Annotated in this window: 23 protein-coding genes; 4 read left to right on the plus strand and 19 right to left on the minus strand. The window is 29.6% G+C overall.

The genetic code is table 11. The annotated features are described in order from the left end of the window. Window positions 1–79 precede the first annotated feature (79 nt). From K0040_RS06035 to xylA, 3 genes are all read right to left on the minus strand, one after another. A complete protein-coding gene (locus K0040_RS06035; protein ID WP_228108028.1) occupies window positions 80–1,630 on the minus strand; it encodes a nitrite/sulfite reductase in 1,551 nt (516 codons plus the stop codon). A gap of 195 nt (window positions 1,631–1,825) precedes the next feature. Next, on the minus strand, window positions 1,826–3,295 hold the full coding sequence (gene xylB, locus K0040_RS06040) for a xylulokinase (protein WP_228108029.1): 1,470 nt from the start codon (window positions 3,293–3,295) through the stop codon (window positions 1,826–1,828). A 141-nt stretch (window positions 3,296–3,436) separates the two neighbouring features. Continuing rightward, a complete protein-coding gene (gene xylA, locus K0040_RS06045; protein WP_228108030.1) occupies window positions 3,437–4,777 on the minus strand; it encodes a xylose isomerase in 1,341 nt (446 codons plus the stop codon). A 183-nt stretch (window positions 4,778–4,960) separates the two neighbouring features. On the opposite strand from xylA, the gene K0040_RS06050 reads away from it, so the two are divergent. Further along, entirely contained in the window at window positions 4,961–6,118 is a 1,158-nt protein-coding gene (locus K0040_RS06050; RefSeq protein ID WP_228108031.1) for an ROK family transcriptional regulator, read from the plus strand. Window positions 6,119–6,207: 89 nt separating this feature from the next. Here the strand turns inward: K0040_RS06050 and mmsB are convergent, their stop codons facing one another. The 13 genes from mmsB to K0040_RS06115 all read right to left on the minus strand — a co-directional run bounded on the left by mmsB (window position 6,208) and on the right by K0040_RS06115 (window position 19,383). Beyond that, entirely contained in the window at window positions 6,208–7,392 is a 1,185-nt protein-coding gene (gene mmsB / locus K0040_RS06055; RefSeq protein ID WP_228108032.1) for a multiple monosaccharide ABC transporter permease, read from the minus strand. A gap of 4 nt (window positions 7,393–7,396) precedes the next feature. Further along, the gene (gene mmsA, locus K0040_RS06060; RefSeq protein WP_228108033.1) at window positions 7,397–8,935 is read right to left on the minus strand and encodes a multiple monosaccharide ABC transporter ATP-binding protein; all 1,539 of its coding nucleotides are present in this window, start codon (window positions 8,933–8,935) and stop codon (window positions 7,397–7,399) included. A gap of 140 nt (window positions 8,936–9,075) precedes the next feature. Then, complete coding sequence (chvE, locus tag K0040_RS06065; protein WP_265588817.1) at window positions 9,076–10,167, minus strand: multiple monosaccharide ABC transporter substrate-binding protein; 1,092 nt, start codon at window positions 10,165–10,167, stop codon at window positions 9,076–9,078. Window positions 10,168–10,279: 112 nt separating this feature from the next. Continuing rightward, window positions 10,280–11,332 carry an aldose epimerase family protein gene (locus K0040_RS06070; RefSeq protein WP_228108034.1) on the minus strand — a complete coding sequence of 351 codons (1,053 nt, stop codon included), beginning with the start codon at window positions 11,330–11,332 and terminating at the stop codon, window positions 10,280–10,282. Window positions 11,333–11,617: 285 nt separating this feature from the next. Beyond that, the gene (locus tag K0040_RS06075; protein ID WP_228108035.1) at window positions 11,618–11,962 is read right to left on the minus strand and encodes an SGNH/GDSL hydrolase family protein; all 345 of its coding nucleotides are present in this window, start codon (window positions 11,960–11,962) and stop codon (window positions 11,618–11,620) included. Continuing rightward, entirely contained in the window at window positions 11,963–12,928 is a 966-nt protein-coding gene (locus tag K0040_RS06080; protein ID WP_228108036.1) for an SH3 domain-containing protein, read from the minus strand. Between the two features lie 132 nt (window positions 12,929–13,060). After that, window positions 13,061–14,005 carry an L-lactate dehydrogenase gene (locus K0040_RS06085; RefSeq protein ID WP_228108037.1) on the minus strand — a complete coding sequence of 315 codons (945 nt, stop codon included), beginning with the start codon at window positions 14,003–14,005 and terminating at the stop codon, window positions 13,061–13,063. Between the two features lie 224 nt (window positions 14,006–14,229). Then, entirely contained in the window at window positions 14,230–15,111 is an 882-nt protein-coding gene (locus tag K0040_RS06090) for a polysaccharide deacetylase family protein (protein WP_228108038.1), read from the minus strand. Between the two features lie 287 nt (window positions 15,112–15,398). Continuing rightward, window positions 15,399–16,250: an anti-sigma-V factor RsiV gene (rsiV, locus tag K0040_RS06095; protein WP_228108039.1), complete on the minus strand. Its 852-nt coding sequence runs from the start codon at window positions 16,248–16,250 to the stop codon at window positions 15,399–15,401. 5 nt (window positions 16,251–16,255) lie between these two features. Continuing rightward, window positions 16,256–16,762: an RNA polymerase sigma factor SigV gene (gene sigV, locus K0040_RS06100; RefSeq protein ID WP_228108040.1), complete on the minus strand. Its 507-nt coding sequence runs from the start codon at window positions 16,760–16,762 to the stop codon at window positions 16,256–16,258. Between the two features lie 168 nt (window positions 16,763–16,930). Further along, window positions 16,931–17,299, minus strand: a complete 369-nt coding sequence (locus tag K0040_RS06105; RefSeq protein ID WP_228108041.1) for an HIT family protein — start codon at window positions 17,297–17,299, stop codon at window positions 16,931–16,933. 54 nt (window positions 17,300–17,353) lie between these two features. Next, window positions 17,354–18,763 carry a protein kinase domain-containing protein gene (locus K0040_RS06110; RefSeq protein ID WP_228108042.1) on the minus strand — a complete coding sequence of 470 codons (1,410 nt, stop codon included), beginning with the start codon at window positions 18,761–18,763 and terminating at the stop codon, window positions 17,354–17,356. Between the two features lie 182 nt (window positions 18,764–18,945). Then, on the minus strand, window positions 18,946–19,383 hold the full coding sequence (locus K0040_RS06115) for a PaaI family thioesterase (protein ID WP_228108043.1): 438 nt from the start codon (window positions 19,381–19,383) through the stop codon (window positions 18,946–18,948). Window positions 19,384–19,552: 169 nt separating this feature from the next. Between K0040_RS06115 and K0040_RS06120 the strand changes: the two genes are divergently transcribed. Continuing rightward, window positions 19,553–19,831, plus strand: a complete 279-nt coding sequence (locus K0040_RS06120) for a M28 family peptidase (protein WP_272491578.1) — start codon at window positions 19,553–19,555, stop codon at window positions 19,829–19,831. A gap of 432 nt (window positions 19,832–20,263) precedes the next feature. Continuing rightward, complete coding sequence (locus K0040_RS06125; protein ID WP_228108044.1) at window positions 20,264–20,662, plus strand: (deoxy)nucleoside triphosphate pyrophosphohydrolase; 399 nt, start codon at window positions 20,264–20,266, stop codon at window positions 20,660–20,662. 316 nt (window positions 20,663–20,978) lie between these two features. Here K0040_RS06125 and K0040_RS06130 read toward each other — a convergent pair whose 3' ends face one another. The 3 genes from K0040_RS06130 to K0040_RS06140 all read right to left on the minus strand — a co-directional run bounded on the left by K0040_RS06130 (window position 20,979) and on the right by K0040_RS06140 (window position 24,640). Continuing rightward, window positions 20,979–21,584, minus strand: coding sequence for a GNAT family N-acetyltransferase (locus K0040_RS06130; RefSeq protein WP_228108045.1), 606 nt, complete (start codon window positions 21,582–21,584; stop codon window positions 20,979–20,981). 206 nt (window positions 21,585–21,790) lie between these two features. Next, window positions 21,791–22,057 (minus strand): LPD28 domain-containing protein, encoded by a 267-nt coding sequence (locus tag K0040_RS06135; RefSeq protein ID WP_228108046.1) that lies wholly within the window; start codon window positions 22,055–22,057, stop codon window positions 21,791–21,793. A gap of 27 nt (window positions 22,058–22,084) precedes the next feature. Beyond that, window positions 22,085–24,640 carry a DEAD/DEAH box helicase family protein gene (locus K0040_RS06140; protein ID WP_228108047.1) on the minus strand — a complete coding sequence of 852 codons (2,556 nt, stop codon included), beginning with the start codon at window positions 24,638–24,640 and terminating at the stop codon, window positions 22,085–22,087. Between the two features lie 105 nt (window positions 24,641–24,745). On the opposite strand from K0040_RS06140, the gene K0040_RS06145 reads away from it, so the two are divergent. Then, window positions 24,746–25,054, plus strand: coding sequence for a nucleoside triphosphate pyrophosphohydrolase (locus tag K0040_RS06145; RefSeq protein WP_228108048.1), 309 nt, complete (start codon window positions 24,746–24,748; stop codon window positions 25,052–25,054). Window positions 25,055–25,161 lie beyond the last annotated feature (107 nt).

Consider the following 25,161-nt stretch of genomic DNA (forward strand, 5'->3'; position numbering starts at 1 on the left):
TTGACTTAGTAATCCTTTGAATTTCTAAGTCAAGGATTTTATGAAAAAAGAGTGTAAATTACTTTACACTCTCTTAGTACTATGCTAAATATTTATTTATTATTTTATCTAGATCTTCTCTATTATTTTTTATAAATTCTTCATATGTTGTTTTTGAATTATCTATTTCCAAAGCTAAATCATATAAAAACTTAGGAATATCTTCTCTTATTATATCTCCAACTTTTTTACCTAAAACTGCTCCATCTTTTCCATGTCTTCCATCCATATGAAGTTCAAATGCTTCTTTTGAGACATCATTAACTCTTTTTTTCTTACCAGCAAAACCAAGAGTTCCTATTTGGTGTGTTCCACATGAATTGTTACATCCAGAAATACGAATTGATGGTAATATATCTTTTTCTAAACCTTTTGATTTAAAATACTCTAATATTTCATTTAGTAAGTATTGACTATGACCAATACCCATTTGGCATGTTGGTACACCTATACATGCTGTACTTTGAGCTAATAGAGTTTCTCCTCCTAAGTTTTGAGTACCTTCTATTAATTCTTTTGCTTCAATTCCATTTAAGTTTCTTATATATATACCTTCACTCATTGATAATCTTATTTCAACGTCTTCTACATTTTCTATATTGTGGATTATGTATTTTAAAGTATCTAATTTTAAGATTCCTCCAATTGGATGGAAATAAACTGTATATAGTCCTTCTTGTTTTTGTTCTATTAATCTAGGATGAACTAAATTAGTTTTTATACCCTTTTTGTTGTATTCTTTTTTATTTACAATTAAATCTAGATTTTCTTTTTCCATAACTTGAGCTAAATGTTTTTTATAACACTCTATTAATGCTTCTTCACCCATTCTTGCTTGTATATATCTAGTACGAGCTTTATTTTTATTTGAGTAATCCCCTTGCTCAATAAATAAATTAGTAATAGCTTCTACATGATATAAAACATCTTCTGGTCTTATTAACTCTCCAAATTCAGCTGATTTAAGAGGATTTTTTCCAAGTCCACCTGTTAAATAAACTTTGAAAAATTCTTTGTCATCCTTTTTAGTAGCTATAAATCCTAAATCTGCTATTTGAGCATTACCTCTATCACTTTCACTACTTGAAAAAGATACTTTTAACTTTCTAGGTAATTTGTAAGTAGTTATTTTTTTCATAAAATGCTCGTTTACTGCTTTAGCATATTGGCTTACATCAAAAGCTTCTTCTTTATCAACTCCACTTAGGGGTGAAATAGAAACATTTCTTGGGAAGTTTCCTCCTCCACCTCTTGTATATATGTTGTTTTGAAGTGCTTCTTCCATTATATCGCAAACTTCGTCCATACTTAAGCCATGTAATTGAACAGCTTGACGTGTAGTAGTATGTACACTATCTAAGTTTCTTTCACTGGCAAATTTATAAATTAATTTTAGTTGCTCAACGTTTAATATTCCAGATGGTATTCTAAGTCTTATCATGAACTCTTCTCCACCACGATGTGCATATACACCCATTCCACCTGAAGTACCCTTAAATTCTAGGGCAGATATTTCTTTTCTTTCAAATCTGTGACCCATTGATCTAAAATCAGCTATTTCAGCTAATAACTCTTTGTTTAAATTATTCATTGCGTTCACTCCCTTTTATAGTCCAGTTTACTTCAATTAGTAAATTATACCATAGCATACCCCCTATTTTCACATTAAAAAGGATATTTATACATCGTAAGTTCTTATGACTATTATAGGTTTTACCTATCATTAATTTTGTGTGAAAACAAAAAAATAATGATGATAATTAAAAATTATCATCATCCTTATTTTTTATATTAATTCATCGTATAGATTTTTAACTGTTGGATAGATTTTTTTAAACTTATTATATCTATCTTCATATTTTTCCACTAATTCTTTTTCTGGTTCTATAGTCTCTGTTACTTTTACTAATTTATTAACTGCATCTTCAATACTTTCAAACTCATTACAAGCTACAGCTGCAAGTATGGCCCCACCTAACGCTGGACCTTCTTCACTTTCTATCATATCCACTTTTAAATTAAGTACGTTTGAAATAATCTTCTTCCATAATGGACTCTTTGCTCCACCACCACAGATTTTTGTTCTTTCTATATTTATACCTAGTGATTTTGCCACTTCTAATGAATCCCTAAGAGCAAAGGCAACACCTTCCAAAACTGCTTGAGTCATATCACTTCTAGAAGTATCCATACTCATTCCTATAAATGTTCCTCTAGCATTTGGATTATTGTGAGGAGATCTTTCACCCATTAAATATGGTAAGAAGTAAACATTGTTTTCTCCCAGTTTAGTAATATATTCTTGTTCTTTAGCATAATCTTTTGTATTTAAAACTTCTTCACTCCACCATTTATTACAAGAGGCTGCACTTAACATACATCCCATCAAATGATAATTGCCATCAGCATGATCAAAAGAATGTAGAGCATTATTTGAATCTACCCCAAAGTTTTTAGAAGATATAAATATAGTTCCTGATGTCCCAAGAGATATATTACATCTACCATCTCCCACAGTACCTGTACCTATGGCTGCTGCTGCATTGTCCCCAGCTCCTGCCACAATTTTTACTGTATTTGGTATTTCTAGCTCTTTAGCTATTTCATCAGTTACATTTCCCACAACTTCATAGCTTTCATAAACTTTTGCTAACTGCTCTTCTTTTATTCTACAAATGTCTATCATTTCTTTTGACCAACATCTATTTTTTACATCAAATATTAACATTCCTGAAGCATCTGACACATCTGTGCAATGAACACCACTTAATTTGTAAGCTATGTAATCCTTAGGTAACATTATCTTTTTAATTTTTGCAAAGTTTTGTGGTTCTTTATTTTTTACCCATAATATTTTAGGTGCAGTAAATCCTGTGAAAGATATGTTTGCTGTATATTTTGACAAAGTTTCTTTACCTATTACTTCATTTAAATAGTCACATTCTTCTTTTGTTCTTCCATCGTTCCAAAGAAGAGCTGGTCTTATTACATCATCATTTTCATCTAAAATAACAAGCCCATGCATTTGGCCACCAAAGCTGATTGCACCTACCTGGTTTTTATCTATATCTTTTATTAATTCTTTTAAGCCTGCTATAGTTTGTGCATACCAATCTTCTGGATTTTGTTCAGACCATCCTGGCCTTGGAAAATATAGCGGATATTCTTTTGATACAATATTGCATATTTTGCCACTACCATCCATTAAAAGTAATTTTACTGCTGAAGTTCCCAAATCTATACCTATATAATACATAAGCATCCCCCTGCACATTATTTTCTAAAGTTTTACATTCTAAATTTATATTACTTAATTTTCCCTAATTTCCTAATAAATAAAAAAGGTTGTAGTAAAGAAAGCAGAAGCCATATTTATTACAACCTTTAAAATACTTTACTATTTAGTTTCCATTATATATTGATTTAGTCTACTTTCCAATAATTCTTGTCTTCCTGAAACATTTGGAGTTACTCCATTTTCTAGAGCATAAGCTTCCAATTCTTTAAATCCAACTTTTCCATCTATTATATCTTTTCCTAAACCTTCTTTATAAGAAGCATATCTTCTTTCTTTGAAATCTTCAAACACTCTATCTTCTATTAGTCTAGCTGCAACTTTTAACCCTCTAGCAAAAGCATCCATACCTGCTATATAAGAATAGAATAAATCAGATTCTTCAAAAGAAGCTCTACGAACTTTAGAGTCAAAGTTTAATCCACCTTTGTCAAATCCTCCGTCTAATAATATTTCATACATAGCTAATGTAGTATCATATATGTTTGTTGGGAATTGGTCTGTATCCCATCCTAACATTAAGTCTCCTTGGTTAGCATCAACACTTCCTAATACTCCATTTATTCTACATTGATTTAATTCATGTTGGAATGTGTGACCTGCAAGTGTAGCATGGTTAGCTTCTATATTTAATTTAAAGTCATTTTGTAAGTTATATTTTCTTAAGAATGCTAAAACTGTTGCAGCATCAAAATCATATTGATGTTTAGTTGGCTCTTTTGGCTTTGGTTCTATTAATAATTGTCCTTCGAATCCTATTTCTTTCTTATAATCTACTGCCATTTGTAAAAGTCTTGCTAAGTTATCAAGTTCTAATCCAGTATCAGTGTTTAGAAGTGTTTCATATCCTTCTCTTCCACCCCAGAATACATAGTTAACTCCTCCTAATTCCTTTGTTACATCCATAGCTTTTTTGATTTGAGCTGCTGCATAAGCAAATACTGTTGCATTGCAAGAAGTTCCAGCTCCATGAACAAATTTATCATCGCCAAATGCGTTTGTAGTTCCCCATAAACATTTGATTCCTGTTCTTTTCATTTCTTCTTTTATTACTTCAACTATTTCATCAAGGTTAGCATTAGTTTCTGCTAAAGTTTTTCCTCTTGGAGCTACGTCCACATCGTGGAAGCAGAAGAATGGTATCTGCATTTTTTCCATAAATTCAAAGGATGCATGCACTCTTTCTTTTGCTTTTTCCATAGCATCTTCTCTTTGATCCCAAGGTCTGTGCATAGTTGCTCCACCAAATGGGTCATTTCCCATATATGTTAATGTATGCCAATAACTCATAGCAAATCTACAGTGTTCTTTCATTGTTTTACCCATCACCACTTCGTCTGGATTATAGTATTTGAAAGCTAAAGGATTTTTGCTTGTTGCCCCTTCATAATTTACTTTTTCAATTCCTTTGAAATATGTTTTTGTTTCCACTATTGTACTCATAATTAACATTCCTCCATTTGTTTATTGATTGAACTAATTAAATAATATTTTAAAATATAATACTTTTTTATGAGATATTTAAACCTTTTTTCCCCTTTACTTGCTATTTTCTAATTAATCCTATATATCTTCTTTATGTGCTAAAATAATATTAAACATTATATTTAGTAAAAGGAGATTAACATGCCTGCTGCAAGTCAAGAATTAATTAGAAATATTAATAACAATCTTATACTTGAATCTATTTTAAACTATGGTCCCATATCTCGTGCAGATCTTTCTAAGAAGCTGAATTTGACTAAAGCCACTATTTCTGCAATTGTACAAGATTTGATTGACCATTCTTTAGTAGTTGAAATTGGAAGTAAAGATACTCACGTAGGTCGTAAGCCTATACTTTTATGCTTCAATCAAAAATGTGCTTATGCTATTTCCATAGATTTAAACGCAGAGTATATTGCTGTGTACCTTTCAGATTTAAAAGGTGAGAAAATTTACTCTTCTCATTATAAAAATAATTTGGATTCTGAAACACTTTTAGAAAAACTTAAAGCCATAATAAAACATATTATAACTTTAGTTCCTGATTCAAAATACGGTGTTGTTGGAATCACTGTTGGTATTCATGGTATTACCTTTAATAATGAAATTATATTTACACCTTATTACAATTTGACTGGGCTAGATATAGCTTCTGATCTAAACAATACTTTTAATATTCCTGTGTATATAGAAAATGAAGCTAATCTATCTGTTATAGGTGAAAAAGCTTTCTTCAATGATTATTCCAATATAGTAAATATAAGTATACATACGGGAGTTGGTCTTGGTATAATTATAGATAATAAACTTTATACAGGTTATAATGGTTTTGCTGGTGAGTTTGGTCATTCTATTGTGGTCCCAAACGGAAAACCTTGTCCATGTGGTAATAATGGTTGCTTAGAGCAATATGTATCTGAAACATCTCTTCTTCGACATTACTCTCAACTAAAAGATTCAGAGATAAAAGATATTGATGTTCTAATTTCAGATTATTTATATGGAGACATAGAAGCTAATCAAGTTATTAAATCTTTTATTGATTATATGTCTATAGCTGTAAATAATATTTTAAATACTTTCAACCCTCATATTATTATCATAAACAGTGCCGTAACTACTTATCTTCCTAACATAATAGAAAAGATAAAAAATAGTATGAACAGCCGTATGTCTAAGTATATAAACATAGTTCCAACAACACTTCAAAATAATTCTATTTTATTAGGTGGCGTTTACATTATTAGTAAAAACTTCCTTAAAATTAATAACTTAGCTCTAAGTAGCAAATATGATTAACTTCATATTTGCTTTTTTATTTAAGCAACGTAGTTATCTGCCGCGGAGCAAAGATAACTCGTTGGCACTATGAGCATAGCCAATTTTGTCTACTTAGATTCTTTTCTTTTCTTAGATATAACATCAAATGCTACTGCTGCAAGTAAAACTAAACCTTTTACTGCTTTTTGCATATTTGCATCTATACCCATTATTGACATACCATTATTTAATACACCCATAAATATGGCACCTATTACTGCTCCTCCAACTGTTCCTGTTCCACCATAAGCTGATGCTCCACCTATAAAACAAGCTCCTATTGCATCTAATTCATAGTTCATACCTGCTGTAGGTGCAGAAGAGTTGAAACGAGCAACACACATTAAAGCCGCCACTGCACTTAAAAATGCCATATTTACATAAGATTTAAATAATACTTTATTTGTATCTATACCACTTAATTTTGCAGCTTTTTCATTTCCACCAACTGCATATAAGTATCTACCATTAACAGTTCTTGATGTATAATATGAGTAAATAAGTACTACTGCTGCTAATAATACTAGTATAGTTGGTATACCTTTATGATTTGCTAACTTGTATCCTGCAAATACTATTAATGCACAAATTACTACTAATTTAGTTAAAAGTTGTGCCATACTTCCTGTATTATAACCTTTTTTACTTCTATTTTTCCTACTTACAAGTTCAGTACATACTAAGACAACACAAACTACTATAGCTACTATCATACACATAATGTTGATCTGACCACCAAAAGGATCTGGTATATAACTATTAAATAAATTTAAATATTTTTCTGGGAATGGTGAAATAGTTAATCCACCTAATATCATTAAGGCTACACCTCTCCAAAGTAACATACCTGATAGTGTTACTATGAAAGCCGGTATTCTAACATATGCAATCCAAAATCCTTGCCATATACCTATCAATATACCTACTGCTAAACATATAGCAATGGCTAAATATACATTCATACCTTTAGTTACTATTAATGTTCCTGCCAATGCTCCAACTAAGGCTACTATAGAACCAACAGATAAGTCTATGTTACCACCTGTTAATATACACATTAACATCCCAACAGCAAGTATAACAACATAACCATTTTGAGATATTAAGTTTGTAACGTTTCTTGGTGCTAGAAGTGTTCCACCAGTTTTAAATTGGAAAAACAACGTAACTATAACCAAAGCTATCAGCATGGTATTTTTTTTCATAAAAACTTTCAGTTTGTCCATACTATTAAATTCTTTTGCTTTTTCCATAACTCTACGCTCCTTGACTTGATTTCAAAATACATGACATTATAATTTCTTGGTCTGCTTCTTCTTTGTTAAGCTCTCCCACAATTTTACCTTCATTCATAACATAAATACGGTCACTCATTCCTAGTATCTCTGGTAATTCAGACGAAATCATAATTACTGACTTTCCTGCTGCAGCTAATTTATTTATTATACAGTAAATTTCGTATTTTGCTCCTACATCTATACCACGAGTTGGTTCATCAAGTATTAGAATATCTGGCTCTGCAAACATCCACTTACTTAATAATACTTTTTGTTGATTTCCTCCACTAAGATTACCTACGTTTTGTTCTATAGAGGTGCACTTTGTTTTTAGCTTTTGTTTATATTCTTCAGCTACTTTAACCTCTTCATCTTTATTTATAACATTGTGATTACTAATTTTATCCATTCTTGCCATAGTTGTATTAACTCTAATAGGATTTGATAATATTAGTCCATTTCCCTTTCTATCTTCTGACACATATGCTAATTGGTTATAAATAGCATCTTTTACAGTATTTAATTTAACTTCTTTTCCATTAATAAAAATTTGTCCACTAATATTTGTGCCATAACTTTTTCCAAAAACACTCATTGCAAGTTCTGTTCTGCCAGCTCCCATAAGCCCTGATATTCCTACAACCTCACCTTTACGTACACTTATAGAAACATTATCTACTACTTTACGCCCCGAGAATTGTTCATGGTATACGTTCCAGTCTTTCACCTGAAAACAAACATCTCCAATTGGAATATTTTCTCTTACTGGGAATCTATTAGTTAAATCTCTACCGACCATTCCTTTAATTATTCTTTCTTCGCTAAAATCATCTGCTTTTTTATCCAAAGTTTCTATAGTGGATCCATCACGAATAATTGTTATTTTGTCGGCAACATAAGATATTTCATTCAATTTATGTGAGATTATTATGGAAGTCATTCCTTTTTTCTTAAATTCCAATAATAAATCTAGTAATTTTTGTGATTCTTGTTCATTTAATGATGCTGTCGGTTCATCTAATATAAGAAGTTTAACACTCTTTGATAAAGCTTTTGCTATTTCAACTAACTGTTGCTTTCCTACACCTATATCTTTTATTAAAGTTTGTGAAGATTCTTGAAGTCCTACAACTTCCAATAATCCTTCTGCATCGGAATAAGTTTTATTCCAATCTATTGCCATTTTTTTGCCTTGTTCATTCCCTAAAAATATGTTTTCTCCTATACTCATATAGGGTACTAACGCTAGTTCTTGATGTATAATTACTATACCTTTTTTCTCACTATCTTTTATTTCTTTAAAATTACAAACTTCACCTTTGTAAACTATATCTCCCGTATAACTACCATAAGGGTACACACCACTTAGTACATTCATTAGAGTAGATTTACCAGCTCCATTTTCTCCAACTAAAGCATGAATTTCTCCTTCCTCAACTTGAAGGTTTACATTATCTAAAGCTTTAACTCCAGGAAATTCCTTGGTAATATTCCTCATTTCTAATATTATTTCAGCCAATTACCTCTCCCCTTTAACTTAGAAGGGTAAATATAATCTCTTATATCTACCCTATTTTATTTGTCCTATAGTAATAAATTAAAAATTATCTGCTTTATGAATAATTTTTAATCCTAGCTTTATCTACAGCAAAGCCAATTCTATTTTAATTGATCTTCAGTGTAGTATCCTGAGTCTATTAATAACTCTTTATAGTTTTCTTTATCTGCGAATACTGGCTCACATAAGTAAGTTGGTACTACACCTTTTCCATTGTCATATGATTTTTCATCATTTACGTCTACTTTTTCACCTGACATTATTTGTCCAACCATTTTAACAACTTGAGTTGCTAATTTACGAGTATCTTTGAATACTGACATTGATTGAGTTCCCTTTAATATATTTTTAACAGAAGTTATATCACAGTCTTGTCCTGTTAATACAGGGAAGTTATCTTTTGTATATCCAGCAGCTTTTAAAGCATTTGTTATACCATTTGCAACAGAGTCATTAGAAGATAATACAACGTCTACTTTTTTATTTCCTGTGTAGTTAGCTGTTAATATGTTATCCATTCTCTTTTGAGCTTCTTCAGTTGACCAGTTTGGAGTAGCAACTTCTTCTAATTTTGTTTGTTTAGATTGAACAACTAATTTTCCCTCATCTATGTATTTTTGTAATACCTCCATAGCTCCACCAAAGAAGAAGCGGCAGTTGTTATCATCAGAAGAACCAGTGAATAATTCTAAGTTAAAAGGTCCTTTTTCTTTATCTAATTTTAAAGTATCAACTATATACTGACCTTGTATTTGGCCAACTTTGTGGTTATCAAAGGTAGCATAGTAAGATACTGCATCTGTATCCATTATTAAACGATCATATGCTATAACAGGTATTTCTTCATTTTTAGCTTCTTGTAAAACTGTACTTAAAGAACCACCATCTATAGATGCTATAACTAAAAGTTTGCATCCACCAGTTATCATATTTTCAATTTGTGAAACTTGAGTAGCTATATCATTATTTGCATACTGTAAATCTACCTCATATCCTGCTTCTTCTAATTCTTTTTTCATGTTTTCACCATCTTGGTTCCAACGTTGTAAATCTTTTGTAGGCATAGCGACACCTATTTTTCCACCTTCTTTTTTGTCTCCAGATCCTGAACCAGAACTAGAACATGCAGTTAGTGATAATACTAGCATCACACTCATTGATAATGCTAATATTTTCCCAAAAATTTTTTTCATCAGTGCTTTCCCCCTAAATTTTTTAATATTTTATAATAATAGGTTATTTAATTTGATTAATAACTAATTTAAAATATCTTTTCCTTATTAAAACAACCTATTTTATACTTATTTATTTGTTTATAAATTTATAAATAGTGGTACTTTTATACTTATCTCCTGCTTTCAAAATAGGAGATTTGAAATTTTCATTATTAATTGAATCTGGGAAATATTGAGTTTCTAAACAAATGCCGCATCTGTCTTCATATACTGTATTGTCTTTTCCTGTAGGCCCTCCAGAAATAAAGTTTCCTGCATAAAACTGTACCCCTTCACTATCTGAATATACTTCCATAGCAATATTTGTAGTTTCATCATAAAGTTCTGCTATTTTTTCTATTCCGTCTTCTTTCTTATCTATTACAAAGTTATGGTCATATCCACCACAAAATAGTAGTTGATTATAATTTTCATTAATGTGAGAATTTATTTTTTTAGGAATTGTGAAATCCATCGGTGTCCCTATTACTGATTTAATTTCACCTGTTGGTATGGCTTTACTATCTTTTACTGGTGTAAAGTATTTAGATTTTATCCATAGTTGTTGATTAGTTGCATCTTTGCTCTTATGTCCTGACAAATTGAAATAACTGTGATTAGTTAAATTCACAACAGTATCTTTATCACTTACTACTTCATAAGATAATTTCAATTCATTGTCTTCAGTTAAAGTATATCTAACCTTTACCACTAAGTTCCCCGGAAAACCTTGAGCTCTATCCGAGTTAAAATGAGTAAATTCAACATAATTTTCTTTTTCATTCATATAATAATTCCACACAACATTGTGAAATCCTTTACCGCCGCTATGTAAATTATTGTTATTATCATTTTGTTCTAAGTTATACTCTATATCATTTAAAATAAAGCATGCATTATTTATACGATTACAATTAGGTCCAATAGTCGAACCAAAAAATTTTGGATTTGAAATATAATTTTTTAAATCATCGTATCCAAGAACCATGTCTATTTTTTCATTGTTCTTGGAAATAGTAAGGCTTGTTAATGTAGCTCCATAATTAGTAACTACGGCTTCCATACTATTACTATTTTTCAATCGAAATGTGAAAACGCTATCCCCAACATTAGTTGAGCCAAATTGCATTTTTTCTATACTCATATCATTCTCCCTTAAAATAGTTATTTTATAGATCTTACTATAAAATATTACCCATTCTTATGATTTAGTTTATTGACTAAACTAAGTATTTATATTTATATTGTAAAAACATTCTGACAGTTTGTCAAATATTTACTTAATATATCACGAAAATTTTTTGATGAATTTTGTGAAAATAAGTGACTATCTTATTTGCATAGTATTAATTATTTTTTTAATTTCATCATAATGAAAAAAGATGCTTTAGTCATAATTTCTACGAAAGCATCTCTCTTAATTTCTTATTTAATTTTTCTCTGCGCTTTTTATAGCACTAAAAATATTATTGTAGAATTTTACTTCTTTAGAACTATCTATATGCAATCCATCAGAAGTACTAATAAGATATCCTTTACTATCAACAAAACCTTTTGTAGCATTTATCAGCTTAACATTTGATTTTGTTGAGCAAAAGTCTTTAAGTTGTTTATTATACTCATTAATAGCTTTGTTGTGACTTGTTGGGCTATTTTCTGTAAAGTTTTTACCCACAGGAAATACTTTTTGTACATATATAGTTTTGTCTGGATATTTTGCAACAAGTTGATTTATAAGGGCTTTTGTATCTACTATATTTGTGGAAACAGTCACTCAATTTACTCCTATTAATAAAGATACACTATCAGTACTATTTTTATCAGGCATTTCATCTACTTTGTCTAACCAATAGGATGGCCTACTTCCTCCTTGGGCATGAACATAAACCATTTCATTTCTACCTTTTATAGTTTTTTCCATTCTTGCAGTAAATGAATCTCCAACAAATAAAAAGTCATTTAAATTCTTTCTATTAGTTGAATTAGAATTACTTAACTTTACATAGTTACTACTAACATAAGCATCTGAATCTTTATATCTAATTTTGTACCATCCATTTGATTGTTTTTTTATTATTTGGACTCTAGATCCTTTATTTAAGCTTCCCAATTTAGTAGATGATGTAGAAGCACTTTTTCTCACATTTACAGATGTGGCGTTAATAGTTCCTCTACTAATAACTTTAATACTTGGGGTAAGTTTTATGTAACTTCCTTTTACATAAGCATAAGAGTTTTTATATTTTATTTTGTACCAATTTGTTGAAGTGGCTCTTACAATATTCACCTTTGTATCTTTTGGTAAATATCCTAAAACTTTTGAACTTGTTGAGCAACTTTCTCTTACTGTCAATTTTTTAGCATTATAAACTGTTCCTGTATTTAATACATTATCTACAGTTTTTGTATTACTAAGTTTTATAAAACTTTTACCCACATATGCATAAGAGTTTTTGTATTTGATTTTGTACCAGCCATTATTAGTTTTCTCTACTATTTCCACCTTATCACCAGTACGAAGGCTACCTAAGTATTTTCCACTAGCTGAATTTTTACTTCTTACACTAACTCCATCTATGGTTGCTTTTCCTCTATCAATTACTTTTACAGTAGATTTTTGTAGGGATACTTTTGTGTTGCTTATTTCTTTTGCATCAATTATTGTTCCACATAAAAAACTACTTATCATAGTCCCAGCTAAAAAAGTAACTATGTGCCTTTTGTATTTTTTATTTATCATTTTCATCCTCCGTCTCACTAATCTATAGGTATATATTACCTTTATTTCAAATAAATGCAACCTGTTTCATGAAAATTAAATTGCCCCAGTAAAAAACCTTCAATGAATGAATTTCAGTGAAGGCTTTTTTACCTATTTTATTTTAGACATATTTTCCTTTACTACACTACAAGAATGTTTGAACTGTTTTAACTCTTCTTCTGTTAAATTAAGTTCATATTTATCTTCCACTCCATTTTTTCCTATAACTACTGGAATACTTATGTATAATCCTTCTTCACCGTGCTGACCTTCTAGTAATGTTGATGCTGTTGTTACAAATTTTTCATCATGATAAATTCCTTTTATAAATCTAGCTGCTGTGGATGCTATGCCAAACTCTGTACACTTCTTACCTTCATAAGTAAACCATCCACCTTTTATTGTTTTGTATGTTATATCTTTTTTATCTAAACTTCCAAAAGTTTCTGGTCTTTCTTTTTCCAATTCACTTAGTGGTTTTCCACCAAAATTTACAGCTGACCAAGGAATCATCTGAGAGTCTCCATGCTCACCTAAAGAGTATCCTACAATAGACTTATGGTCTACTCCTGTACACTGAGCCATCACATTTCTAAATCTAGAGCTATCAAGACCTGTTCCTGTTCCAAAAACTTGATTGTGAGGAAGGCCTGTAACCTTTTGTATATGATAAGCTATTATATCACAAGGATTTGTAATATTTATTATTATGCCATTAAATCCAGCATTCATCACTTTATTAATATATGAATCAACCATATCTACACTTTGTTGAAGTTCATCTAATCTATCTCGAGACTCTGAAATTTTTCCCACACTATTTACTATTATGTCGCAGTCTGCTAAATCTTCATATTCCCCTGCAATTACATTTATTCTATGTGGTAGATATGTTGTAGCATCTAGTAAATCATGTTTTTCACTAATAGCTTTTTGTTTATTACTATCCACTAAGACAAGTTCATCTACTAGTCCTTGAGTTACTAGTGAAAAAGCCACATGAGCTCCAACATGACCAACACCAATTATACCAACTTTTCTTAATTTTATTTCCATTTGTATTATCCCCCTTTGTAGAATGTGAATTTTTACAATAACTAAAATATTTAAGTTAATAGTAGCACAATTGTATACAGTATGGTTTTTTCTTCCTACTCAAAGTTATAAATTTTTTATTTCTATTAATTCATACATACTTTGTTACGTAATTACTATATACAATAAAAAATCCTGTAGATCGATTTGTTTAAATCTATCTACAGGATCCTTCAAATACATTTTTATGATAAAGTTCTGAACTCGTATCCATTATCTTTGAAGTATTTTATTATATCTGGTAAAGCTTTAGCTGTTTCTTCTTTTCCATAAGTGTCATGCATTAATAAAACTACCATTTCTTTTCCTTTTGAAGTTTTAATAGCATAATCAAGTAGCTCTTGAGAATTTTTTCTTTTTCCTTCAGCATCTGCATTTAAAGATGACCAGTCAATAGATATCATATTATTTTCGTCCAAATATTTATCTAAAGGTTCCATACCCTTCCAAGACATATATCCCCCTGGGCATCTTATTACTCTTGTTGAGAAGTACTTACCTAATATATCTTGTAATAGCTTATCATTTTTATCAAAATCTTCTTTAAATGCTTCCATATCTAAAGTTCTACCTGGGTATAACTTTTTAACATCATGAGTATATGAATGGTTTCCTATAGCGTGACCTTCATCAAATTCTCTTTTTACAAGATCTTTGGCTTCTTGTCCACCATTTTCTATGTTTTGTCCAGTTAAGAAGAATGTTGCTTTTACATCTTCATTCTTTAAAGTATCTAATACTTTTGGTGTGTTAGTTTTAGATGTGCCATCATCAAAAGTTAAAAATACTATTTTTTTACCATCATTAGTATAATCATACTTACTTAATTTTTCTGATACTTTCTTTGCATCGTAAGAGTATTTTTCACCTTCATGACTAACTCCAACTACATATTTTTTCTTTTCTTCTTCTTCTTTTCTTTTTTCTTCTGCTATTCTTGCTTCTTCTGCTTTAATTTGTCTTTGATTATCCACATATGCCAATGTTCTATTTAATACTCCGAATACAGTTAATCCTGCTACTAAGACTACCAATGCCTTTTTTTTGTTTATTCTTCTATTCCTCATAACTCTCAACTCCTACCTCTATTAATCCCAAGCCATACTTTATCGCTTTTAGTGTTTTTACGTAACAATTTGTCGACATACTAAGTATATACCCCTTAGGTATTACTATTCAATAAGTTTTTTGTTACAAATTTGATATAAAAAATTTTATTTTTTTCTAAAACTTTTTAAAATGCCAGGTGTAGGAGTTATCCACAATTTATTAAGTTTTCTTAATAAATGTGTCCATAAAAAAAGGGCATTTCTGCCCTTTTAGGTTTTTGACTTTTGTAAATTTTCATATAAATCTATTTCATAAGTTTCTTAGTAACATCTTTAGGTATAGTAAATTCTACTAAACCAGATGATCCTGGGGCAACTTCGTATTTGTCAAAACATATAACTATTTCATTTTGATCATTTATATAAAAACCTTGATCTTTATTTATTTTTGTAAAGTAGTCTATTTCTCCATCAATCCAATATACATCTTCTGGATTCTTTTTAGTTCTTTCTCTCATTTGACTTATAATATTTTTACTTATAACATCTACATAGTCACTTCCTTTAAACATTCCTTCCAATGTCAAAACTGTTTGATTTTTCTTGTCTATATTATAAAATTTTCTAGTTGTGTTAGATGAACCTTGTGCGTAGTAATTATAAATTACTAATGATAAAACATCATCATTTTCATTTATTACTTCGTACCAAGATTCTCCATATTTTCTGCCTTCTACCCCTAGTTCTTCTAAATCTTTTACTTCATTTAAATACTCATCATATAATTTTTTGCCTTCAGCTTCGAATTCTTTGTTAAGCTTATATTCTAATTCCTTATCTTTTAATCCTTCTATCTTAGGTACATCAATAGACACATCATATCCATTTTTATTTATTCTATAATTCTTGAAATTTATAATTTTTATTACATTTCCTATTACAGGTATATTCTCTAGAGTATTTGCAAAGGCCGGACTTAAATTAACAGCTCCAATTATTACACATATTGATGCAGCCACAGTAGACCACATAGCAATCTTACCTCTTTTATTTTTATTTGTATTTAATGCATTATTTACTACATCATTCAGTTTGTCTGGTATTTCTATGTCATTATAGTTTTTCTTCAAAACTTCTATCTTTTTATCTTTTTTCAAAACTTTCACTCCTTCTCTTCAACGAGATCTATTTTCAATTTTGATAACCCTTTATAAAGTCTTGTTTTTATGGTGTTTTCATTTTCATTTAGTATCTCAGCTATATCTCCTATTTTCATATCTTCAAAATATCTTAGCACGATGACAAGCCTGTACTTTTCAGGTAATCTCTCCAAGGCCTCTTGTAAGTCTATATCTTCATATGTATCATACCCTATTGCATCTTCGTCTTGTATCTCATAACTTATTGCCATATATTTTTTATTTTTTCTAATATAATCTATTGCACAGTTCGATACTATTTGATAAATCCAAGGTTTAATGCTATCTATGTTTTTGAGAGTGTTTATATTAACCAATGATTTGCAGACAGCATCATGCACTATATCCAGTGCATCATCTTCATTTTTTACATATGTGTGAGCAAATCTATACAAAGATTCTTTGTTTTCAACTATATATTTCCTTACTTGTTTTTCTTTTTTTCTTTCTACTAAGCTTAGTAATTTCATTTCATTTGTTCACCTCTCATATATTAGACGTTTTATATAATTTAAAAAGTTTTGTAATATATATACTTTATTATAAATTTTTTTATATTACCATATTTATATTTTTTAAATATAAAAAAGGATTACTTCAATAATGAAGTGATCCTTTTTATTTTGTTCAATCTTTTATTATTTACTATATTTCATATATTTAGGTATAGCACCTCTTACTCCACCTGTTGGGTCTACCACATCTCCAGTAAATCTAGGCATTAAATGTATATGAACATGAAAAACTGTTTGACCACCAGCTTCATTTACATTGACTCCCACATTATATCCATCGGGACTATATTTTTCATCTAGCAATTCTTTGCCTTTATCTACTAAGTCAAAGATAGCTTCTCTTTCTTGCTTTGTTATATCAAAAAAATTTGCAACGTGGCGCTTTGGTATTACTAACATATGACCTGGTGTTGCTGGAAATTTATCGAAAATAGCATAAGCAAGGTCATTTTCCAGTACATAATCTTCTATTTCACAAAATATACAACTCAATTTAATTCCTCCTTACTTTTTCTATTTAATATTTCCAGTAAATATTTTATCAATTTATTCTACTCCACTATTTATTTCTGAGTCTGATTCATTACCGCCACTTTCCCCACCGTTACCTTCTTCTGGGTTAGGGTCAGGTTTTGGTTTTTCTTCTCCTCCAGTATTTGAGTTACCTTCTTCTGGTTTAGAAGATTCCCCATTATTTTCCTCAGATGGTGGTACTACTGTATTATTACCACTACCACTACTATTACCACCATTATTGTTTCCAGTATTATTATTATTATGATTATTGTTGTTCTTGCTACTGCTATTATGATTATTGTTGTAATTGTTATTTACATTGTTACTATTATTAGTATTTTCATCTGAATAATAATCATTTTGGTATGTATCTTCATCATTAGATTGAATGTCTGCTGCATCAGTTGCTACATCAACTTCTTCAACTTCTGTATTTTCTTCTGGCTCTACAGGTTCCTCTTTAACTGGCTCTTCTTTTACTACCTCTGTAGTTGGTTTAATTTTAACACTTTCTTTTTTGTTCTTGTTAAGTAATTCTATGCCTTTTACACCTGTTACTAAAAGTAGAAACACAGCTGCACAAGCACATACTCTCTTAATTAGTCTTCTTTTCTTTAATTTAGAATCATACTCTTGCACACTCTCTTCTTGTACATTTTCTTCTTCTACATCTGAATCAATTTCGTCTAATGTTTTTTCAACATCCATTGGTAGGCTTTCTAGATAAGAACTTACATCTAATATAAGCTCATTTAAGTTTTCATACATATAGTCTGCTTTATCTGTGGTTGCACTATATATAATACTAAATATTTCTTCATCTTTAATTTTTTTCTTTAACCTTCTTGAACTAAAATCAACATCCTTAGTTATTAACGTGTATAAAATAATACCTATAGAATAAATATCTTCTTCTTTTCCAGCATCAAAGTCATCTTCATCAATAAGTTCTCCTGACTCATCGTATTTTTGCTCTAAATATGATAGCACATCAACTTTTACAAGACCTTGTGAATCTATGAAAATGTTCTCTGTGTCTAGATTTTCATGACTTAATGATTTATGATGAAACTCCTTTAATCCTTCTGCTATTTGCTTTATTATATTTAGACTTTCTCTATAAGTCAGCTTGCTAAATACTACTTTATTCCATATGCTTCTACTTTTGAAATACTCTGTTTCTATATAGTAATAAATATAATTTCTTTCTACAAAACTAAATATGCCATTTATTCCTATTAGGTTTTCATGTTTTAAATCTTTTAACATATTTATTTTTTCTGTTATATCTTTTATGTATCTTTTATGATTGCTTTCTTTTCTTAGAACTTTTATACGTACTTTTTGCTGTGTTTCATTATTTATGGCCACATATACTTCAGCCAATTCGTCTTTTTCTACAAGCTGGATATCCGTATATTTACTCCTAAAATCTTCCATTCACTATTCCTCCATAATATATTCCTTTTCCCTAACAATAATTAAGTTAATTATACAGAATTTGTAAGTAATTATCTATATTTGTATCTGATTTTTTTATATTATTGTCACTTTTTGGAATAATAAAAGAGTGTATTATTTTTTAATACACTCTTTTCATTTCTAATTAATACTTATTTGTACTATAAATCTAATTTTTTTTCTATATTGTAATAAGAATTAGTAACTTTGGCAATTAGCCTTTCACTGTCATCCCATATATCCACCTCATAAACTAGAACCTTCTTGCCAAATTTAATCTCCTTGGCAATAGCTATTAGCTTTTTTGATTCTATGGCAGGGTTTAAATAAGTAATATTACTGGAAGTAGTTACCACGTAGTTACCTCTAGACCATGCTGCAGTTCCTCCCACCGTATCTGCCAAAGTAAAAATACATCCTCCATGAACAGAATTTCCAGGATTTAAGTGACTTTTATTTATATCAATTTCTCCTTTAGCATAACCTTTTGAGATTGCTGTTATTTTTATACCTATATCTTTTGCAAAACCAGTTAAGCTATTTCTGTGTTCCATCATTTTTTTGTAATTTACTTTATCTATAATATCTAGTTTTTCCAATTTATTTTGCCCCCTTAATTTGCTGTTTTCAATAAGTTTTATAAATATTTTACCACAATATTATAATATCTCTATTATGAAAAAATATAAATAGAAGCCTTATTTTATTAAGTGACTACATCACTCATTTTTTATAATAGATTAAGATTAAAATTTTTACTTTTCAACAATGTATAATAATACAAATGGAAACATAAACCCTACTTTAGGAGATTACAAATCAAATTCACAAAATATAATTGCAACTAGAAAACCTAAAAAAGTTAAAAACCCTGAAATAGTTTATGTTACAGCTCATTATGATAGTGTACCTTATGCTCCAGACCCTAACGATAATGCATCTGGCACATCTATGTTATTAGAATTGGCTAAAATATTAAAATCTTATCCTATAGATAAAGAAATAAGATTTATTGCTTGTGGCGCTGAATCTTGTGATATATTGTAAGAAAAGACACTCCTAATATAGAAAAAAGTGCTATAAGAAGCTCTAATCCAGTGGTGAAAAATATGATTTAAATAATTTAACTTATTTTTTGAAAAATACTTTACAATTTTAATAATATATCTTACTATTTAATTATGAATGATATTTATATTATGAAAATATAAAAAAGTCAGAAGGCTTACACCTTCTGACTTTCTATTTTTAACCCTTAGAAAAAAGTAGCTTTGTTTTATCATAAGAATTACAACTGACATAATATTCTACTTTCCCCAAGTATGAATTATGTTATTAAAAGATGGCATTGCCATCTTTTTTCGTTCAGTATATTAATCATTTCTGACAATTAGTTTTCCCATGATTTTCAAAACAATAAACTACAAAAATACTTTAAATTTGCATCATTTATGGTATCTTATTGTATGAGGTGATATTTTGAAAAAGACAATTAAAGTGGTTGCTGCCATAATAGAAAACGAAAATAATGAAATATTATGCGCTCTTAGATCTCCAGAAATGACTCTTCCCAACCAATGGGAGTTTCCTGGTGGAAAAGTTGAAAAAGGAGAATCTTTATTTGAAGCTATAGAAAGAGAAATAAAGGAAGAGTTAAGCTGTACAGTAGAAGCTGTTGATGAGTTTGACGAGAATACTCATGAATATGAAAAAGTTATAGTAAATCTTATAGGAATTAAGTGTAAATTAGTAAAAGGTACTCCTGTGGCTAGAGAACATTCTAAGCTGGTTTATCTTAAAAAAGAAAATCTAAATTCCTTAGTATGGGCTCCTGCTGATGTGCCTATTGTGGAAAATCTTATAAAGTCAAAGCATTAAAATAATTTAACTTACTTTCAATAAGACGCTTTACAATTATATTAAAGTGTACTACTATTTAATTATAAATAATAATTATATTATGAAAATATAAAAAAGTCAGAAGGCTTACACCTTCTGACTTTTTTGTTTTTTAACCCTTAGAAAAAGGTAGCTTTGTTTTATCATAAGAATTACAACTTACATAGTATTCTACTTTCCCCAAGTATGAATTATGTTATTAAAAGATGGCATTGCCATCTTTTTTGTTTTACATTTTTACATATTAGCTCTATTGACACCACCATATTATTTAATCTAGTATCTGGTGTTGGATTTACTCCTTATTATTAGGCTTTCTTATCATGCAATATTGTGTTAACTTTTCATATTGCTGCTTCTTTACTACTTCAAAACCAAAATGTTTGTATATATGAACATTCTGAGGATTTTGTGTTTCCAATGTGACCACTATATTTTCTTTGTCTGCCTCTTCAAAAACACTTGTTATTATTTTTTTAGCTAGTCCTTTATTTCTATGTTTTTCATCCACAACTATTAGGTCTATATGTATAAATTCACCTTTTACAAATTCATCTATCCATGCGGATGAATTGTTGTATATGGCTTTTCCAAATCTTATAAATTCCTTCATTGATATGTGCTTGGTCATTGATATAAGCTTTGTTGAGTATTTTATTAAGTTATATAGTTGGGTTGATTTTTTTATATTGTGCTTATTGTAGAATATGTATCCTATGGCCTGGGCATCTTTTGATGGTGATACTATGGTTCCTGTTGGGTACATATTTGTGTAGCAATAAAAAAATTCTTCCAGTGCTTTTAATCTTGTTTTGTCATTTGGCAGTATGTAAGTGTATAGTGTGTCATCATAAAATTCTTTTGCTAGTGTTTTTGATATCTGTCTTCTAGATATGCTCAAATCCTTTTCTGTATATAAAATAATTCCAACTCCTTATTGTGTTTTTAATTTCAATTGTATGGTAAAATACATTTTTTCTTGTTATTTGTATTGTAAAATATGATTTTAGGGTGGTATCTTTTTTGATACACCCTTGTATATTTTATTTTGAAGCATCTTATCAACCACTATATCATATGGGAACTTATTTGAAAATTATTATGATGTTATTTAAAACTGTAATTCTCTTCTATATAAATACAGTCGTTGATATGTATATCTTCTTTTGTTATAAAATCACCACAATGATTTGCCCACACGAATTTTTCTAATGTGCAAAACCATTGGTCTCCTTCGTCACTGTGTCTTATGGAGTATTTATTGTACCCTTCTGGTATTGTGGATTTGTCAACTCTTAGGCTAGTAAATAGTCCTTCTATTCCACATATGGTAATGGGTTCAAATGCTATTTCTTTAAAATTAACTGGTTGCATATTAAATTCTCCTCATTTATGCCCATATTATTTATTGTTAAATCTGTTTTTGTAATACTCTTTAGTTCTAAAGTCTATGGCATCTTTCACATTCTTCACAAACTCATCCTTACTTAAATATTCTCTCAGCCCCTCATTTAAGCAAATCTTATCTCCTTTTATAGTGAAGAATTCACTACTACTCTTACACAAGAAGTGGACTGGATTTTTCCTAGCAAGATATACATATTCCTTTTTCCCCCAAGTCTTAAACTTAGCAGTAGACTTATCTTTCAACATATCTACCTTGTTTGATCCCTTATTATAAAAGCTGTCAAAACTTCTGTACAAGTCATCATCATCTATTTCCAACTTCATTTCACCATTATTGTAAAATGCTAAAATAACAGGAATTTTATAAGTTTTGCTCATACTAGTATTTTCTATAAATCTAATAAATTCATGGGCAAAGGTATCTATTAAACAGCTTTTATCCTCATTGTTATCATTTAAAAACTTAGTATAATCCTTAAATATATTTATCTTTGATTTCTTCTTCATATTGTTGTATAAGTCATCATCCATATAAGTAAACATCTCTACTCTGGAAGGTATATGACCTAAGTCTTCTTTTATTTTAAAATACTCAGCTACAATAAAATCTTCCAACTTTTCATTGGCTTTGTTCATTTTTTCAAAAATATCAACTAATCTAAAATCAAAATCTATAAAACAATCTTCTGGATAATCCTCTTCATTTGGTATAAATCCAGTAGTTTTAGTTATCTTCTTACTTACTCCAGTAAGTAAATATGGTACTAAATTTGCTTTTTTATAATTTCCTATAAAGTCTAAAACATTTAGATATTTTTTGTTTTTATCTTTTCTAAGACCTCTACCTAGTTGCTGCAAAAATACCGTTGGTGATTCTGTAGGTCTTAGAAACATGACCATATCGATACTTTTAACATCCAAACCTTCGTTGAACATATCTACAGAGAAGATAACTTTTATTTCTTCATTTCTCAATTTACTAAGAGCTACGTTTCTCTCCTCGTTGTATTCGCCTTCACTGCCACTATAAACAGCACAAGCACTTATTCCCTGTTCATTAAAATATTTTGCCATAAATTCAGCATGAGTCTTACTTGTGCAAAATCCTAAGGCGCTGGAAGACTTGTATTTTTTATAATGATTTAAAATTAACTCTGCCCTTTTATTTATGCTTAAAGCGTTTTCTAATTGCTTTTCATTGTATTTTCCATTTTTAAACTCCACTTCATCATAATCTACACTTTCATCATAAATTCCATAATATCTGAAAGGCACTAGCCAGCCTTTATCTATGGCTGTTTTTAATGTGGCCTCATAAACAGTGTTGTAGTCACATACACTAAATACATCATTATTGTCTAGTCTGTCTGGTGTGGCTGTTAATCCTAGCATAAATTTAGGCGTGAAGTAGTTTATTATATTTTGGTAGTTCTTAGATACAGCATGATGAAACTCATCTACTACAATATAGTCGAAATAATTTCTAGAGAAATACTCATCATTTAGATAATTTTCTTTTCCCAAACTTTGTACAGATGCAAATACTATATCTTTGTCCCTATCTTTTGTGGAATTCATAAAAAATCCCATATTATATCCGTCTTCATTATAATTTGTTTTAGTTGTAGTTACCCCTTCTGCAACTTTAGTAACTACATCATATTTATTTTTAACTGTAGTTACCATGTCAAAATTCGAGGTAACCACATCTTCATTCTTACAAAATTTATCTATTCTAACATTTTTAAAACTTTCATAAGCTTGTTTTAGTATTTCTTCTCTATGAGCTATAAATAAAACTCTTTTAAACTCCCTACTATCAAAGGCTGCCAGATAAGTTTTTCCTATTCCTGTTGCAGCCACTACTAGTGCTTTGTCGTTGCCTTCTTCTCTAGTTTTCTTCAGTTCATAAAGTGCTTCTATTTGAGCTCCCCTTGGCTCAAACAAACTAGTAATGTTGCTGTCTTCATCATAGGAGTAGTTTATTTTCTCTTTCTTATCTTCTATTTGAGCAAATACCTTTGGTCTTTTCCAAGTTTTTGAGTATCTTTCTAATTCTTCATCATTTACTATTATAGATTCATTTAAAAATAGATCTTCAAACATCATCTTAAAATAGTTGTAATCCTCTTCACTGTTTTTCTTGTCTATCCTATAATTCCACTCAATGCCACTAGTTAGAGCTGATTTAGATAAATTAGATGATCCAATAAAAATTTCTCCATCTTCATTGTTTTCAAATATGTATGCCTTTGGGTGAAAACTCCTCTTCGTGTCATTGTAAAATCTTAAATCCACCTTATCCCCTAAAATATCTTTTAATAAATACAGTGCAGAAGGTTGAGTTATATTTAAATAGTTCCCTGCAAGAATTCTGATGGGAATATTTTTATCTTTAATTGCTTCCAAATCCTTTTGTATAAGTTTCACACCAGATTCCATAAGAAAGGATACTATTATATCTATGGAAGTGGCCGTGTGAAAGCTTTGTTGTATTCTTTTATATAAATGGTCGTCGTGACCTGTTACACAGTTGAAATTTAACCTCATTACTTGTCCCCTTTATTTTTTCTTATATGATATAGTTTATCATATTTTGACATTCTCTCTATGTGGTTTTATAATTTTACTTATGATTATATTTGGAGGTTTGATATGAAAATTTACGATAAATTAGTTAGAGATAGGATTCCTGAGATTATTGAAAATAGTGGTAATCACTGTGAGGTTGAGGTTGTAAGTGATGAGGTTGCTTTGGAGTATTTGTATAAGAAACTTCAGGAGGAAGTTGATGAGCTTTTAGAGGATAAGAATCTTGAGGAGATTGCTGATGTTGTTGAGGTTCTTTTTGCTATTGGTCGGAAGTATGGGTATAGCGAGGATGATATTTTGAATAGGATATCTGAGAAGAGGGTTAAGTCTGGTGGGTTTGAGGATAATATCGTTTTGAAGAAAACTTGGTAGATTATAATTTCTGTTCTTTGGAGACTGTAGGTAAATTTGTCTAAAACAAACTTACCTACAGTTTCCAAACTTCTTCTATTTTTAGCTAATTTTAATATAAAATTCTA

Source organism: Terrisporobacter petrolearius (assembly GCF_020748185.1).
Taxonomy (GTDB): Bacteria; Bacillota; Clostridia; order Peptostreptococcales; family Peptostreptococcaceae; genus Terrisporobacter; species Terrisporobacter petrolearius.

Coding starts and splice junctions, on each gene's coding strand:
- K0040_RS06035 (WP_228108028.1), bottom strand. CDS start 1,630: ATGAATAATTTAAACAAAGAGTTATTAGCTGAAATAGCTGATTTTAGA.
- xylB (WP_228108029.1), bottom strand. CDS start 3,295: ATGTATTATATAGGTATAGATTTGGGAACTTCAGCAGTAAAATTACTT.
- xylA (WP_228108030.1), bottom strand. CDS start 4,777: ATGAGTACAATAGTGGAAACAAAAACATATTTCAAAGGAATTGAAAAA.
- K0040_RS06050 (WP_228108031.1), top strand. CDS start 4,961: ATGCCTGCTGCAAGTCAAGAATTAATTAGAAATATTAATAACAATCTT.
- mmsB (WP_228108032.1), bottom strand. CDS start 7,392: ATGGAAAAAGCAAAAGAATTTAATAGTATGGACAAACTGAAAGTTTTT.
- chvE (WP_265588817.1), bottom strand. CDS start 10,167: ATGAAAAAAATTTTTGGGAAAATATTAGCATTATCAATGAGTGTGATG.
- K0040_RS06070 (WP_228108034.1), bottom strand. CDS start 11,332: ATGAGTATAGAAAAAATGCAATTTGGCTCAACTAATGTTGGGGATAGC.
- K0040_RS06080 (WP_228108036.1), bottom strand. CDS start 12,928: ATGATAAATAAAAAATACAAAAGGCACATAGTTACTTTTTTAGCTGGG.
- K0040_RS06085 (WP_228108037.1), bottom strand. CDS start 14,005: ATGGAAATAAAATTAAGAAAAGTTGGTATAATTGGTGTTGGTCATGTT.
- K0040_RS06090 (WP_228108038.1), bottom strand. CDS start 15,111: ATGAGGAATAGAAGAATAAACAAAAAAAAGGCATTGGTAGTCTTAGTA.
- sigV (WP_228108040.1), bottom strand. CDS start 16,762: ATGAAATTACTAAGCTTAGTAGAAAGAAAAAAAGAAAAACAAGTAAGG.
- K0040_RS06110 (WP_228108042.1), bottom strand. CDS start 18,763: ATGGAAGATTTTAGGAGTAAATATACGGATATCCAGCTTGTAGAAAAA.
- K0040_RS06120 (WP_272491578.1), top strand. CDS start 19,553: ATGTATAATAATACAAATGGAAACATAAACCCTACTTTAGGAGATTAC.
- K0040_RS06135 (WP_228108046.1), bottom strand. CDS start 22,057: ATGCAACCAGTTAATTTTAAAGAAATAGCATTTGAACCCATTACCATA.
- K0040_RS06140 (WP_228108047.1), bottom strand. CDS start 24,640: ATGAGGTTAAATTTCAACTGTGTAACAGGTCACGACGACCATTTATAT.
- K0040_RS06145 (WP_228108048.1), top strand. CDS start 24,746: ATGAAAATTTACGATAAATTAGTTAGAGATAGGATTCCTGAGATTATT.